This window comes from Mycobacterium sp. P2_H7, assembly GCF_056403275.1.
On the sequence record NZ_JBFUFU010000006.1, the window covers coordinates 109719 to 123219 of the forward strand.

Annotated in this window: 16 protein-coding genes; 7 read left to right on the plus strand and 9 right to left on the minus strand. The window is 67.9% G+C overall.

Features of this window, described 5'->3' with window-relative positions; genetic code table 11:
- Positions 1-56: 56 nt before the first annotated feature.
- Positions 57-761, minus strand: a complete 705-nt coding sequence (locus tag AC1DY7_RS09085; RefSeq protein ID WP_477493343.1) for a S1 family peptidase — start codon at positions 759-761, stop codon at positions 57-59.
- Positions 762-843: 82 nt separating this feature from the next.
- Here AC1DY7_RS09085 and AC1DY7_RS09090 point away from each other — a divergent pair, with 82 nt between their 5' ends.
- Both AC1DY7_RS09090 and AC1DY7_RS09095 read left to right on the plus strand, forming a co-directional pair.
- Positions 844-1344, plus strand: coding sequence for a phage holin family protein (locus AC1DY7_RS09090; protein ID WP_477493344.1), 501 nt, complete (start codon positions 844-846; stop codon positions 1342-1344).
- The gene (locus tag AC1DY7_RS09095) at positions 1345-2289 is read left to right on the plus strand and encodes an alpha/beta fold hydrolase (protein ID WP_477493345.1); all 945 of its coding nucleotides are present in this window, start codon (positions 1345-1347) and stop codon (positions 2287-2289) included.
- Here AC1DY7_RS09095 and marP read toward each other — a convergent pair.
- Genes marP through nth form a run of 4 tightly spaced genes read right to left on the minus strand, consistent with a single transcriptional unit; the run spans position 2286 to position 5552 of the window.
- The gene (gene marP, locus AC1DY7_RS09100; RefSeq protein WP_477493346.1) at positions 2286-3473 is read right to left on the minus strand and encodes an acid resistance serine protease MarP; all 1188 of its coding nucleotides are present in this window, start codon (positions 3471-3473) and stop codon (positions 2286-2288) included. The two genes, AC1DY7_RS09095 and marP, sit on opposite strands and share 4 nt — an antisense overlap.
- Positions 3473-4225, minus strand: a complete 753-nt coding sequence (locus AC1DY7_RS09105) for an NUDIX hydrolase (RefSeq protein ID WP_477493347.1) — start codon at positions 4223-4225, stop codon at positions 3473-3475. Before AC1DY7_RS09105 ends, marP begins: the two co-directional genes overlap by 1 nt.
- Positions 4222-4875 (minus strand): TlpA disulfide reductase family protein, encoded by a 654-nt coding sequence (locus tag AC1DY7_RS09110; RefSeq protein ID WP_477493348.1) that lies wholly within the window; start codon positions 4873-4875, stop codon positions 4222-4224. Before AC1DY7_RS09110 ends, AC1DY7_RS09105 begins: the two co-directional genes overlap by 4 nt.
- Entirely contained in the window at positions 4872-5552 is a 681-nt protein-coding gene (gene nth / locus AC1DY7_RS09115) for an endonuclease III (RefSeq protein WP_477493502.1), read from the minus strand. Before nth ends, AC1DY7_RS09110 begins: the two co-directional genes overlap by 4 nt.
- A gap of 202 nt (positions 5553-5754) precedes the next feature.
- Between nth and AC1DY7_RS09120 the strand changes: the two genes are divergently transcribed.
- A complete protein-coding gene (locus AC1DY7_RS09120) occupies positions 5755-5997 on the plus strand; it encodes a hypothetical protein (protein WP_477493349.1) in 243 nt (80 codons plus the stop codon).
- Between the two features lie 102 nt (positions 5998-6099).
- Positions 6100-6774 carry a cAMP-activated global transcriptional regulator CRP gene (crp, locus tag AC1DY7_RS09125; protein ID WP_019510750.1) on the plus strand — a complete coding sequence of 225 codons (675 nt, stop codon included), beginning with the start codon at positions 6100-6102 and terminating at the stop codon, positions 6772-6774.
- Between the two features lie 6 nt (positions 6775-6780).
- Here crp and AC1DY7_RS09130 read toward each other — a convergent pair whose 3' ends face one another.
- The 3 genes from AC1DY7_RS09130 to AC1DY7_RS09140 are packed head-to-tail and all read right to left on the minus strand — an operon-like array spanning position 6781 to position 8191.
- On the minus strand, positions 6781-7581 hold the full coding sequence (locus tag AC1DY7_RS09130) for an MBL fold metallo-hydrolase (RefSeq protein WP_477493350.1): 801 nt from the start codon (positions 7579-7581) through the stop codon (positions 6781-6783).
- Positions 7578-8033 carry a RidA family protein gene (locus AC1DY7_RS09135; RefSeq protein WP_477493351.1) on the minus strand — a complete coding sequence of 152 codons (456 nt, stop codon included), beginning with the start codon at positions 8031-8033 and terminating at the stop codon, positions 7578-7580. The genes AC1DY7_RS09130 and AC1DY7_RS09135 overlap by 4 nt, the downstream gene beginning before the upstream one ends.
- Entirely contained in the window at positions 8030-8191 is a 162-nt protein-coding gene (locus AC1DY7_RS09140) for a DUF4177 domain-containing protein (protein WP_477493352.1), read from the minus strand. Before AC1DY7_RS09140 ends, AC1DY7_RS09135 begins: the two co-directional genes overlap by 4 nt.
- A 48-nt stretch (positions 8192-8239) precedes the next feature.
- Here AC1DY7_RS09140 and bagA point away from each other — a divergent pair, with 48 nt between their 5' ends.
- Both bagA and bagB read left to right on the plus strand, forming a co-directional pair.
- The gene (gene bagA, locus AC1DY7_RS09145) at positions 8240-9259 is read left to right on the plus strand and encodes an ATPase BagA (RefSeq protein WP_477493353.1); all 1020 of its coding nucleotides are present in this window, start codon (positions 8240-8242) and stop codon (positions 9257-9259) included.
- A gap of 5 nt (positions 9260-9264) precedes the next feature.
- Entirely contained in the window at positions 9265-10398 is a 1134-nt protein-coding gene (bagB, locus tag AC1DY7_RS09150) for an ATPase BagB (protein WP_477493354.1), read from the plus strand.
- Positions 10399-10453: 55 nt separating this feature from the next.
- Here bagB and AC1DY7_RS09155 read toward each other — a convergent pair whose 3' ends face one another.
- Positions 10454-10780, minus strand: a complete 327-nt coding sequence (locus AC1DY7_RS09155) for a WhiB family transcriptional regulator (RefSeq protein ID WP_477493355.1) — start codon at positions 10778-10780, stop codon at positions 10454-10456.
- A 255-nt stretch (positions 10781-11035) separates the two neighbouring features.
- Here AC1DY7_RS09155 and ponA2 point away from each other — a divergent pair, with 255 nt between their 5' ends.
- Positions 11036-13492, plus strand: coding sequence for a transglycosylase/D,D-transpeptidase PonA2 (gene ponA2, locus AC1DY7_RS09160; protein ID WP_477493356.1), 2457 nt, complete (start codon positions 11036-11038; stop codon positions 13490-13492).
- Positions 13493-13501: the final 9 nt, after the last annotated feature.

Consider the following 13501-nt stretch of genomic DNA (forward strand, 5'->3'; position numbering starts at 1 on the left):
GCGAGCGAAGCGACGGGGAATCAGCTCAGGGGCGAGCGAAGCGACGGGGAATCAGCTCAGGGGACGGGGACAAACCCCGTTCCCGGGCGGCTCTTGGCTGCGATGTCGGCCAGGGCGGCGTTGATCGACACGGTCACGGCCGGGGTGTGGAGCGGCACGTACTTCACGATGCAGGTCGGCAGGTCCTCGGTGAAGGCGCCGTGGATCATGCCGACCAGCCGGTTGTTGACGGTGACGGGTGCGCCGGAGTCGCCGGGCTGCCCGCACACCTGATTCAGGATGGTGCCGGGGTCCTTGCCGGGCCCCCAGGTGACCCCACAGGAGTAGCCAGTGGTGCGCCCCAACTTGCAGGCGACCTCCCCGAATGCCGGGTCCGGTCCGATGCCGTCGATGCGGAAACCGTTGACGGTGTCGACGGGATGCACCTTCTGCGGATCGAATTCGATGACGGCGTAGTCCAAACCGTCGTTGCCCGCGACCATGGTGCCCAGTTCGCCGGCGCCCGGCGCGGCTTCGGAGCTGACCTTCGCCCCCGGGCCGCCGCAGTGCGCGGAGGTGAAACCGATGAGCTTGCCTGCGGCGTCATTACCGATCGTGGTCAACGTGCAGTAGGTGTCGCCGTTGATCACGATCCCGGAACCACCACCCAGATCGACCGATCCGTCAGCGTGCGCGACGGGAGCGATGACGATCGCCGCCACGGCGCTCAGCGCCCCCACAACCACTGAAGCCGCTTCATGCCAGCGGTATCTCAAAAGCATCCCCAATTCGATCTGGCCCGACGGGGCCATCCTATCGTCGGGCTAGATCGATGCCCGGGGCGCGACATGGCACCATAGCCCCATGACGACAGGGCAAAGCAAGAACGGCGTGCCGACCACGGTCGCATCCATTCCGCTCGTTGACCCGCATGCCCCCAAGATCGACCCTTCGATCGGCGACCTGGTGAAAGACGCCACCGCTCAGGTGTCGACCCTGGTCCGCGCCGAGGTGGAACTGGCCAAGGCCGAGATCACCCGCGACGTCAAGAAGGGCCTGACCGGCAGCGTCTTCTTCATCGCCGCCCTGGTGGTGCTGTTCTACTCGACGTTCTTTTTCTTCTTCTTCCTGGCCGAGTTGCTCGACGAGTGGATCTGGCGCTGGGTGGCGTTCCTCATCGTCTTCGTGCTCATGGTGCTGACTACGGGAGCGCTGGCACTGTTCGGCTACCTCAAGGTGCGCCGGATCCGCGGACCCCGGCAGACCATCGAGACGGTCCGGGAGATCCCCGCCGCGCTGACCCCCGGCCACGACAAGCCGGCCGAGCCGGCGCGCCCGGTACCCACCGACCCGTCGGGCTGGTAAATGCATCCGCCCGATCCGTCGGTGGTCTACCTCGACGGCCCGTGGCGTCATCTCCAGGTCCACGCGAACGGCATCCGCTTCCACGTGGTGGAGGCCGAGAGCGCGCAGGCCGACCCAGACCGTCCGCTGGTCATCCTGCTGCACGGGTTCGGTTCGTTCTGGTGGTCGTGGCGACACCAACTGCGCGCCCTGCCCACGAACGCACGGGTGGTCGCGGTCGACCTGCGCGGCTACGGCGGCAGTGACAAACCCCCGCGCGGTTACGACGGCTGGACCCTGGCCGGCGACACGGCGGGCCTGGTGCGGGCACTGGGCCATCGCAGCGCGACGCTGATCGGCCACGCCGACGGCGGCTTGGTCTGCTGGGCCACCTCGGTGCTGCACCCCCGCGCGGTGACGGCCATCGGACTGGTCAGCTCACCGCACCCGGTGGCGTTGCGCGCCTCCGCGCTGACCCGGCGCGACCAGAGCAAGGCGCTGCTGCCCTCGATGCTGCGATACCAGGTGCCGTTCTGGCCCGAGCGCGAACTCACCCGCCACGACGCGGCCGAGCTCGAACACCTGATCCGCGCCCGCGCCAGTGCGAAATGGCAAGCGTCGGAAGACTTCGCCGAAACCATCAGGCATGTGCGCACGGCCGCCAGGATTCCGGGCGCCACCCATTGCGCGCTGGAATACCAGCGCTGGGCGGTGCGCAGTCAGCTGCGCGCCGAGGGCCGCCGGTTCATGCGGTCGATGAAGCGGCCCCTGGCGATCCCCGTCCTGCACATGCGCGGTGACGCCGATCCGTACGTGCTGGCGGACGCGGTGCACCGCACCCGGCAGTACGCCCCGCACGGGCACTACGCATCGATCGAAGGCGCCGGGCACTTCGCGCACGAGGAGTGCCCAGATGCGGTCAACGCGCAGCTGACGCGGTTCCTGTCGCAGGTGTACCCGCGTTAAGAGATACACCGCCCGGTCGGCACCGGCGCGGTGTTGCCGACCTTGAGGCGCTGCTGCAGCACTTCCTCGGCGGTGAGCACGAATCCCGTATCGGCATCGTCGACGGCCGCACCGAACACCACACCCAGCACCTTGCCGTCAGTGTCGATCATCGGTCCGCCCGAATTGCCTTGTTTGACAGTGCCTCTGATGGTGTAAACGGTCCGGTTCACCGTGGTGGTGTGGTAGATGTCGGGTCCGTTGAGTTCGATGGTCTCGCGCACCCGCGACGGCGTCGCCGTGAAATCACCGCCGCCCGGGTAGCCCATCACCACGGCGTCGGTGCCCGGTTTGGCCTCCGCGTCATGAAAGAGCAGCGGCGGGGACGGCAGGTCCGGTACCGCGAGAATCGAGATGTCCTCGTTCGGGTCATAGGAGACGACGGTGGCGTCATAGGACGTGCCGTCCACCTCGACGGTGACGGTCTCGGCGCCCGCGACCACGTGCGCGTTGGACATCACCCGGTTCGGGGCGATGACGAAACCGCTTCCCTCCAGTACTTTCTGGCAGCTGGGCGCGACACCGCGGATCTTCACCACGCTGCTCCGGGCGGCCGTGACGTTGGGCGAGTCGACCACCGCGCCGTCGGGGGCGTCCACCGCGACGATCGGTGTACGCCCGAACGGCGGCAGCAGGTCGGGCAGGCCCGAGGTGTCCAGCAGGCCGGCCAGCCGGTTGGGCACCTTGCGCATCCATTCCGGCGCAAGGTTGTTGACCTCGGTGAGCACCCGCGAACCTCGGACCGCCGCACTCAACCCGGGTTGGCTCGACGAGGTGAGCGGCGCGGCCAGCAGCCAGGCCGCCAACAGCACCGCGACCAACTGCAGGCAGGCACCGACGAGCGAGTCCATCCCGCGCAGCAGGCGGTTGTGGATGGCGCCGCGCACGGCGCGGCCCAGCACCACGCCGGCGATCTCACCGATCACCACCAGCGCCAAGATCAGGAACAGTGTCGCGAACAACCGGGTGCGGGGGCCGTCGATGTGGCTGACGATGTGCGGCGCCAGCAGGACGCCCGCCACGGCACCGAGGACGACACCGACCAGTGACAGCAAGGAGCCGAGGGCGCCGGAGCGCAGACCCGACAGCGCGGCAACGACGGCGAAGGCGAGGATGACGAGGTCAAGCCATTGAGACGAGGTCATTATTGCTCTACACCGTACTGGCTGGCCTGCCCAACGAGCGCCATTGCCTCGTCGAGTTCACGCACGTCGCCGGCGTCCCACGGCTGGGCCCAGCCGGCGACATCCAGGATCGCCGAGATCACCTGACCCGTGAATCCCCACACCAACATCTGGTTGAGCAGAAACGCAGGCCCGGCGAAGCGGCTGGTGTTCTGCTGCCGGTACACCATCAGGCGGTTCTCCGGATTGATGAAGGCACGGACCGGCACCCGCGCCACGATCGCCGTCTCCGCGGGATCGACGACCTCGACCGGGCCGGGGTCGGGCGAATAGGCCAGCACCGGCACCACGTGAAAACCCGAGGGCGGGATGAACATCCGGTCCAGCGTGGCCAGTGGTGTCAGCCGGGAGGTGTCCACACCGGTCTCCTCCATGGCTTCGCGCAGGGCGGTCCCCACCGGCCCGCCGTCGCCGGGGTCGGCGGCCCCGCCCGGGAACGCGGCCTGGCCCGAATGGTTGCGCAGAGTGGAGGCGCGGACGGTGACCAAGAGGTCGGCGTCCTCGGGCAGCGCGCCGGCCGGTGCATCCTGCGGGCCGGAGAACAACACCAGGACCGCGGCATCGCGTTTGGTCCCCGAGCGCGTCGCCGATGTGTTGGCCTCCGCAATCGCGGCGAGCACGTCCTCGGGAACGCGGCGCCGATACGCGTCGGGCACCTGGGAGACGTCGTCGACGAGGCGGCGCAGCCACGGCGGGGCGGCTTCGGGATTCATCCCGGCACTCCTATCGATGGATTCACCGCGGCGGCGATGGCGTCGGCGTCGGCGAACGGCCGGGGCAGGATTTCGGCCACGCTACCGTCCGCCCGCAGCACCACGGTGGCAGGCATGACGTTGGGCACCTTGAGTGCGGCGGCGACCGATCGGCGGCCATCCTGCAGCATCGGCAGGTGCACCCCGAGCTCCGCCATCCGCAGCAGCCCGGCCGACTCGTTCTCGTCCTGGTGCACGGTCAGGACGGTCACCGCGGTGCCCATCCGTCGCTGGTATTCGGCCATGGCCGGCAGCTCGTCGGCACACGGCCCGCACCAGTAGGCCCACAGATTGAGCACCGTTGGGCGTCCGGCCAGCGCCGGGGCGAGGTCCACGGGGATGCCGTCGCCCGCGCATTCCAGGGTGATGCCACGGAGGGCGCCCGGACCGGGCTGGTCCGTCGGGGCGGGGCACTGCGGCAGGTCGGCCTCGGCGCGGGGTCCGCGCAGGGCGTCGGGGGTGTCGGCGTCGCGGTGATCACGGGCGGTGGACGCCGGATCCGACGGTCCGGCCGGTGTCGCGTCCTCGGCGCCGATCTCGCGCCACAGCGCGACGGCGAGTGCCGCGAAGATGATCAGCACCACCGCGGTCCAGCGTGCGGACCTGCTCACAGGCCTGCGAGCGCCAGCAGGTGTTCGGTCTCGGGGCCCTTGACCAGCGCCGCCGCCGTCATCGGATCGGTGGGGCCCTCCCCGAACGAGGGGCAGTCCTTGGCCAGTACGCACACCCCGCATGCCGGGCGCCGGGCGTGGCAGACGCGGCGGCCGTGAAAAATCACGCGGTGGCTCAACAACGTCCATTCGCGGCGTTCGATGAGCTCACCGACGATGTGTTCGACCTTCACCGGGTCCTGCTCGTCGGTCCAGCGCCAGCGCCTGACCAGCCGGCCGAAATGGGTGTCGACGGTGATGCCGGGAATCTCGAAGGCGTTGCCCAGCACCACGTTGGCGGTCTTGCGCCCCACGCCGGGCAGCGTCACCAGGTCCGCCAGATTTCCGGGGACCTCGCCGTCGAAGCGAGCCTCCAGTTCCTGGCCGAGGTTGATCAGAGAGTTGGTCTTGTTGCGGTAGAAGCCGGTGGGCCGGATCAGCTCTTCGAGTTCGGTGCGGTCGGCCTGGGCGTAGTCCAGCGCGGTGCGGTACTGCGCGAACAGTGCCGGGGTGGTCAAGTTGACCCGTTTATCGGTGCACTGCGCCGACAGGATGGTCGCCACGGTCAGCTCGAGCGGGTTGGTGAAATCCAATTCGCAGTAGACGTGCGGAAACGCCGTCTCCAGGGTGCGATTCATCCGGCGGGCCCGGCGCACCAGGCCGAGGTGGGTCTCGGCGTCCCACTTGGCTGTCGATTTGCTCCGGGCTGTCACCCGGATAAGCGTACTGACGTGCACCCATGGGCGAGCGGAGCGATGGGAGAGAATGCAGGTCAGCGTTGTGCCGACCGGTGACAAAACGTGATCTTGCTGAGACCTTGGCCGTGTTTACTCATGATTCGTGTCGTGGTTGCTGGTGGCGTTCGTTCCCGGGTTGCTGATGTTGGCAACCTTCGGTCTGGACCGGTTGGAAGCCAGCCTGCGTGAGGACACCGCGCCACCCCGCACCGAAGCGAATTTGCTGGACCGGGTGCCCCCACCGCGCCCGCTCGCGTTCGAGACCGCAGGCCTGCCGACCCGGGTTCAACCTCCAACCGGACTGAATCCGCAATTTCCGGCGACTCGCCAGCCCAATCGTGTGTAGCGTTGGCTCGTCGCGAACTGGTCAGCATCTAGACTGAATTCGCTCACCAGCCAGCGGTTGGTCGGCGCGTGTCATATCAACAATTAGCTTAAGAGGGGCAACGTGGACGAGATCCTGGCCAGGGCCGGAATCTTCCAAGGAGTCGAACCCACCGCGGTCGCGGCGCTGACCAAGCAGCTGCAGCCCGTCGACTTCCCGCGGGGACACACCGTGTTCGCCGAGGGCGAGCCCGGCGACCGTCTGTACATCATCACGTCCGGCAAGGTGAAGATCGGCCGCCGATCTCCCGACGGCCGCGAGAATCTGCTGACCATCATGGGCCCGTCGGACATGTTCGGTGAACTGTCGATCTTCGACCCGGGGCCGCGTACCTCGAGCGCCACCACCATCACCGAGGTGCGCGCGGTGTCGATGGACCGCGAGGCGCTGCGCGCCTGGATCGCCGACCGCCCCGAGATCGCCGAACAGCTGTTGCGCGTGTTGGCCCGTCGTCTGCGGCGCACCAACAACAACCTCGCCGACCTGATTTTCACCGACGTCCCGGGCCGGGTGGCCAAGCAACTGTTGCAGCTGGCCCAGCGGTTCGGCACCCAGGAGGGTGGCGCGCTGCGCGTCACGCACGACCTGACCCAGGAGGAGATCGCCCAGCTGGTCGGCGCCTCCCGCGAGACGGTCAACAAGGCGCTGGCCGACTTCGCCCACCGCGGCTGGATCCGGCTCGAAGGCAAGAGCGTGCTGATCAGCGACAGCGAAAGATTGGCGCGGCGAGCGCGCTGAAGCCCGTTAGGCGCGGAGGTAGTCGAGCTGCGCCTGGGTCGACTTCTCGGCGGCGTCCCACAGCTTTTTGTCGACATCGGTGTAAACGTGTTCGACGACCTGTCGTGCGGTGGCCTCTTCGCCCAGCACCCGTAGGGCCTCGCGGACCTGGTTCAGCCGGTCTTCCCGGTGCGCCAGGTATATGCCGCTGACCGCTTCGAGGTCGTCGAGATCGGGGCCGTGACCGGGCAGCACCCGTAGCCGCCCGAGGCCCTGCAGCCGGCGCAGCGATTCCAGATAGTCGGCGAGGCTGCCGTCGTCGGTGTCGATGACGGTGGTGCCGCGGCCCAGCACGGTGTCCGCGGTCAGCACGGCACCTCCCCCGTCGCTTCGCTCGCCCCTGGCATCGTCGACCAGAAACGAGAGCGAATCCGCGGTGTGCCCGGGTGTCGCCATCACCTTGATCCGGACGCCGGCCGCGTCGATCACCTCACCGTCGGTGAGCGGTCCGCCCAGGCCGCGCAGGAATCCGCTGCCGACCGAACGCACCACCGCACCCGTGCGCTCGACGATGGCATCGATGCCGCCGGTGTGGTCCTCGTGCTTGTGGCTGATCAGCACCAGCGGGATAGGGCCGAGGTCGGCGAGCCTGCCGATGTGGTCGGCGTCGTCGGGTCCCGGGTCGACGATCACCATCTCGTCGCTGCCCGGCCCGCGCAGCACCCAGGTGTTGGTGCCGTCCAGGGTCATGATGCCCGGGTTGTCGCACAGCAGTACCGAGGCCGTGTCGGTCACCGGCCGCAGCACGCCGTACGCGGGATGGGTCATGACACTTCTACGATGATTTCCACCTCGACCGGCGCATCCCGCGGCAGCTCGGACACCCCGACCGCGGACCGGGCGTGAGCGCCGGCTTCGCCGAAGATCTCCCCGAATAGTTCCGAAGCGCCGTTGATGACGCCCGGCTGCCCCGTGAATCCCGGTGCGGACGAAACGAATCCGACGACCTTGACCACCTTGACCACTGCGTCGATCCCGACGAGTGCGTGCACGGCGGCCAGCGCGTTCAGACCGCACACCCGGGCCAGGTCCTTCGCCTGCTCCGGGGTGATGTCGGCACCGACCTTGCCGGTCGCCAACAGTTCACCGTCGGTGATCGGCAGCTGGCCCGCGGTGTAGACCAGGTTCCCGGTGCGCGTCGCCGGCACATACGCCGCCAGCGGCGCGACCACCGCGGGCAGCTCGATGCCCAGCTCGGTCAGCCGTTGTGAGTGGCTCACTTGGGGCGCTTGAGGTACGCGACGTGCTGTTCACCGGTCGGGCCGGGCAGCACCGACACCAGTTCCCAACCGTCCGTGCCCCACTGATCCAGGATCTGCTTGGTGGCATGTGTCAGCAACGGGACGGTGGCGTACTCCCACCGGGTCAATTCGCTCATGCCCGAGAGCTTATCCGGAGCGTGGATGCTCACAGCTAGCATGCACTGGTGGACCCTGCACCCAACCCGGTCGGCTGGCCAACGCGCCTGACCGAGGCCCGCCTGCACTTCGTCTCGGGCAAAGGCGGAACCGGTAAATCGACGATCGCCGCCGCGCTTGCCCTGGCCCTGGCCTCGGGCGGGCGCAAGGTGCTGCTCGTGGAGGTCGAGGGACGTCAGGGCATCGCCCAACTCTTCGATGTGCCGCCGCTGCCCTACAAAGAGGTGAAGATCGCGACGGCCGAGGGAGGCGGTCAGGTCAACGCGCTGGCCATCGACACCGAGGCCGCGTTCCTGGAATACCTCGACATGTTCTACAACCTGGGCATCGCAGGCCGCGCGATGCGCCGGATCGGCGCGGTGGAGTTCGCGACCACCATCGCGCCCGGGCTCCGTGACGTTCTGCTCACGGGCAAGATCAAAGAGATCGTGGTTCGGAACGACAAGCCGCCGAAGAAAGACCAGATCGCCTACGACGCCATCGTCGTCGATGCCCCGCCCACCGGCCGGATCTCGCGCTTCCTCGACGTCACCAAGGCGGTGTCGGAGTTGGCCAAGGGCGGACCGGTCCATTCCCAGGCCGACGGCGTGGTCAAGATCCTGCACTCACCGCTGACCGCGGTGCACCTGGTGACCCTGTTGGAGGCGCTGCCCATCCAGGAGACCCTGGAGGCCATCGAAGATCTGCGGGCCCTCGAGCTGCCGATCGGCAGCGTCATCGTCAACCGCAACATCGAGAACCATCTACCCGCGGATGCGCTCGGTAAGGCCGCCGAGGGCGACATCGACGCCGACGCGGTCCGCGCCGGGCTGGAACAGGTCGGAATCACGTTGTCCGACAACGATTTCGCGGGCCTGCTCACCGAATCCATCCAGCACGCCACCCGGATCGCCGCCCGCGCCGAGAGCGCCGAGCAGCTCCACGAGCTCGACGTGGCCCGCCTGGACCTGCCCACCATCTCCGACGGAGTGGATCTGGGCAGCCTGTACGAACTCGCCGAGGCGCTCGCCCAACAGGGAGTGAGATAACACCCATGAGCACCACACCCGCCGCGCTCGATCTGGGCGCCATCCTGACCGACAAGGCCAATCGTGTCGTCGTGTGCTGTGGCGCAGGTGGTGTCGGCAAGACGACGACCGCCGCGGCGATGGCGCTGCGCGCCGCCGAGTACGGCCGCACCGTCGTGGTGCTGACCATCGACCCGGCCAAGCGGCTGGCGCAGGCCCTGGGCATCGAAAGCCTGGGCAACAGCCCGCAGCGGGTGCCGCTGGCCCCCGAGGTCACCGGTGAACTGCACGCCATGATGCTCGACATGCGCCGCACGTTCGACGAGATGGTGCTGCAGTACTCCTCCGACACCACGCGCGCAGAGGCGATTCTGGAGAACCAGTTCTACCAAACCGTCGCGACGTCGCTGGCCGGCACGCAGGAGTACATGGCGATGGAGAAGCTCGGTCAGCTGCTGGCCGAGGACAAGTGGGATCTCATCGTGGTCGACACCCCGCCGTCACGGAATGCGCTGGACTTCCTGGATGCGCCCAAACGCCTCGGCAGCTTCATGGACAGCCGTCTCTGGCGGCTGCTGCTGGCCCCCGGCCGCGGTATCGGCAAGCTCGTCACCGGCGCGGTCGGTTTGGCGATGAAGGCGCTCTCCACCGTGCTCGGGTCTCAGATGCTCTCCGATGCAGCCGGATTCGTGCAGGCCCTGGACGCCACCTTCGACGGATTCCGCCAGAAGGCCGACAAGACCTATGAGCTGCTCAAGCGCAGGGGCACCCAGTTCGTCGTGGTGTCGGCCGCCGAGCCGGACGCCCTGCGTGAGGCGTCCTTCTTCATCGATCGGCTCTCCCAGGAGCGCATGCCGCTGGCCGGGATGATCCTGAACCGGACGCACCCGACGCTGAGCAGCCTGGCCGGGGAGAAGGCCGCGGAGGCTGCCGACCAACTGGATGCGCAGGAGCCCGGCGGGGTGACCGCCGCGGTGCTGAGGATTCACGCCGCCCGGGCGACGACCGCCAAACGTGAGGTGCGACTGCTCGGCCGGTTCACCGGCGCCAACCCGCACGTCTCGATCGTCGGGGTGCCCTCGTTGCCGTTCGACGTGTCCGACCTGGAGGCCCTGCGGGCGATCGGCGATCAGCTCACGGGTGTCGCCGAGACTGCCTGAAAATGCGTTTACCCCACGATTCGTGGGGTAAACGGCGATCCGGGTAGAAGGTTTTTTAGACGGCGCTGCGGTGCTTGCGCTGTGCTGCGAAGAACTCGGCCCAGGACACCACCTCGGGATGCTGCTTGAGCAGGGCGCGGCGCTGACGCTCGGTCATGCCGCCCCACACTCCGAACTCCACCCGGTTGTCCAGGGCGTCGGCACCGCATTCGGCGATGACGGGGCAATGCCTGCAGATCACGGCCGCCTTGCGCTGGGCGGCGCCGCGGACGAACAGCTCATCCGGATCGGCCTGCCGGCAGCGGGCCTGCGATACCCACGCAATACGGGCTTCGGCTTCTGCGCTGGCTGTGGCACTGCCGGGTTGCTGGCCGGTGCCCAATTTGTGTACTGCAGTCGATGAAACTGACACCAGCAACCCTTTCGCTTCAACTGGCCAGACCACGAATGCGATCTACGCCACATTACGACCAATAGTGTTACCTGAATCGCATTGTGTGTTCAAGCTAGGTGGTCAGAGGGGTTTTACGCAACAGTCAGATCACGTTTTTTTGGGACGGGCGTGCCGCCAGGCCGTCCGAGGTACAAACGCACCGCTCGCAGGCCACCTTCGAAACGTCTGGTTAGTCTGTTACCCATGGCAGAGCAGGCCCCACCGCGCCCACCCGTTGCGGTGACGCTCATCAAGCTCGCGTGGTGCTGCCTGTTGGCCAGCGTGATCGCGGCCAGTTTGATGTTTCCCGTGGTCGGCGGCTTCGGACTGATGTCCAACCGGGCCTCCGACGTCGTGGCCAACGGTTCGGCCCAGCTGGTCGAGGGCGAGGTTCCGGCGGTCTCGACCATGACCGACGCCCGCGGCAACCCCATCGCCTGGCTCTACAGCCAGCGCCGGTTCGAGGTACCCAGCGAGCAGATCGCCAACACCATGAAGCTCGCGATCGTCTCGATCGAGGACAAACGATTCGCCGAACACAACGGGGTGGACTGGAAGGGCACGCTCACAGGTCTGGCCGGATACGCGTCCGGCGATATGGACACCCGCGGCGGCTCCACGCTCGAGCAGCAGTACGTGAAGAACTACCAGCTCCTGGTAATCGCGCAGACCGACGCCGAGAAGCGGGCCGCGATCGAGACCACCCCGGCCCGCAAGCTGCGTGAGATCCGGATGGCCCTGACCTTGGACAAGACGTTCACCAAGCCGGAGATCCTGACCCGATACCTGAACCTGGTGTCCTTCGGTAACGGTGCCTTCGGCATCCAGGACGCGGCCCAGACGTACTTCGGCGTCAACGCCGCCGACCTGAATTGGCAACAGTCCGCCCTGCTGGCCGGCATGGTCCAGTCGACCAGCGCACTGAACCCGTACACCAATCCCGACGGCGCGCTGGCCCGGCGAAACCTGGTGCTGGACACCATGATCGACAACATTCCGCAGGAAGCCGAGGCGCTGCGGGCCGCCAAGCAGCAGCCGCTGGGCATCCTCCCGCAGCCCAACGAACTGCCCCGCGGATGCATCGCCGCAGGGGATCGCGCGTTCTTCTGCGATTACGTCCTGGACTATCTGGCCCGGGCCGGCATCAGCAAGGAGCAGGTCGCCAAGGGCGGCTACATGATCCGCACCACGCTGGACCCCGACGTGCAGGGCAGCGTGAAATCGGCGGTCAACAGCATCGCGCCGGCGGACCTGGACGGCGTCGCGAGCGTGATGAGCGTGATCCGGCCCGGCAAAACCGCCCACCCGGTGGTGGCGATGGCCAGTAATCGCAACTACGGCCTGAACACCGACGCCGGCGAGACCATGCAGCCGCAGCCGTTCTCCCTCGTCGGCGACGGCGCGGGATCGATCTTCAAGGTGTTCACCACCGCCGCCGCCCTGGACATGGGCATGGGCATCAGCGCCACCCTCGACGCGCCCGCCCGGTTCGAGGCCAAGGGCCTGGGCAGTGGTGGCGCCAAGGGTTGCCCGGCCGCCACCTGGTGCGTTCAGAACGCCGGCAACTACCGCGGGCAGATGAGCGTCACCGACGCACTGGCCACCTCGCCGAACACCGCGTTCGCCAAACTGATCAGCCAGGTCGGCGTGCAGCGCACGGTGGACATGGCGGTCAAGCTGGGTCTGCGGTCCTACGCGCTGCCCGGTACCGCTCGGGATTACGACCCGGAGAGCAACGAGAGCCTCGCCGATTTCATCAAGCGCCAGAATCTCGGCTCGTTCACCCTGGGCCCCGTCGAGGTCAATGCGCTGGAACTGTCCAATGTCGCTGCGACGCTGGCCTCCTCGGGCACCTGGTGCCCACCCAACCCGGTCGACAAGGTCTATGACCGCCGCGGCCAGGAGGTGGCGGTCACCACCGAGACCTGCGAGCAGGTTGTGCCCGAAGGGCTGGCCAACACGCTGGCCAACGCGATGAGTAAGGACGATCAGGGCAGCGGTACCGCCTCCGGCTCGGCGGGCGCGGCGGGCTGGAACCTGCCGATGTCGGGCAAGACCGGCACCACCGAGGCCCACCGGTCATCCGGGTTCCTCGGTTTCACGGGCGCCTTCGCCGCCGCGAACTACATCTACGACGACTCCAGCACCCCCGGCGACCTGTGTTCTTTCCCACTTCGCCAGTGCGGGTCCGGTGACCTGTTCGGCGGCAACGAACCGGCCCGTACGTGGTTCACCGCCATGAAGCCGATCACCCCCGACACCGTGCAGTTGCCGCCGACCGATCCGCGGTTCGTCGACGGCGGTCCCGGCTCGAGGGTGCCCAGCGTCGCGGGCATGTCCCAGGACACCGCGCGACAGCGACTCAAGGACGCCGGATTCCAGGTCGCCGACCAGGCCAACCCCGTGAACAGCGTGTCTTCGGCGGGCACCGTGGTGGGTACGTCGCCGTCCGGGCAGACCATTCCGGGCTCGATCATCACCATCCAGATCAGCAACGGCATCCCGCCGCCACCGCCGCCGCCACCGGCAGGCATCCCGGGGCTGGATCCGCTCGCCCCGCCGCCACAGGTCGGGTCGACGGTCATCGAGATCCCCGGCCTGCCGCCGATCACGGTGCCGGTGCTCGGTCCGCCACCGCCGCCACCCCCACCGCCGCCGTAATCCACAGGT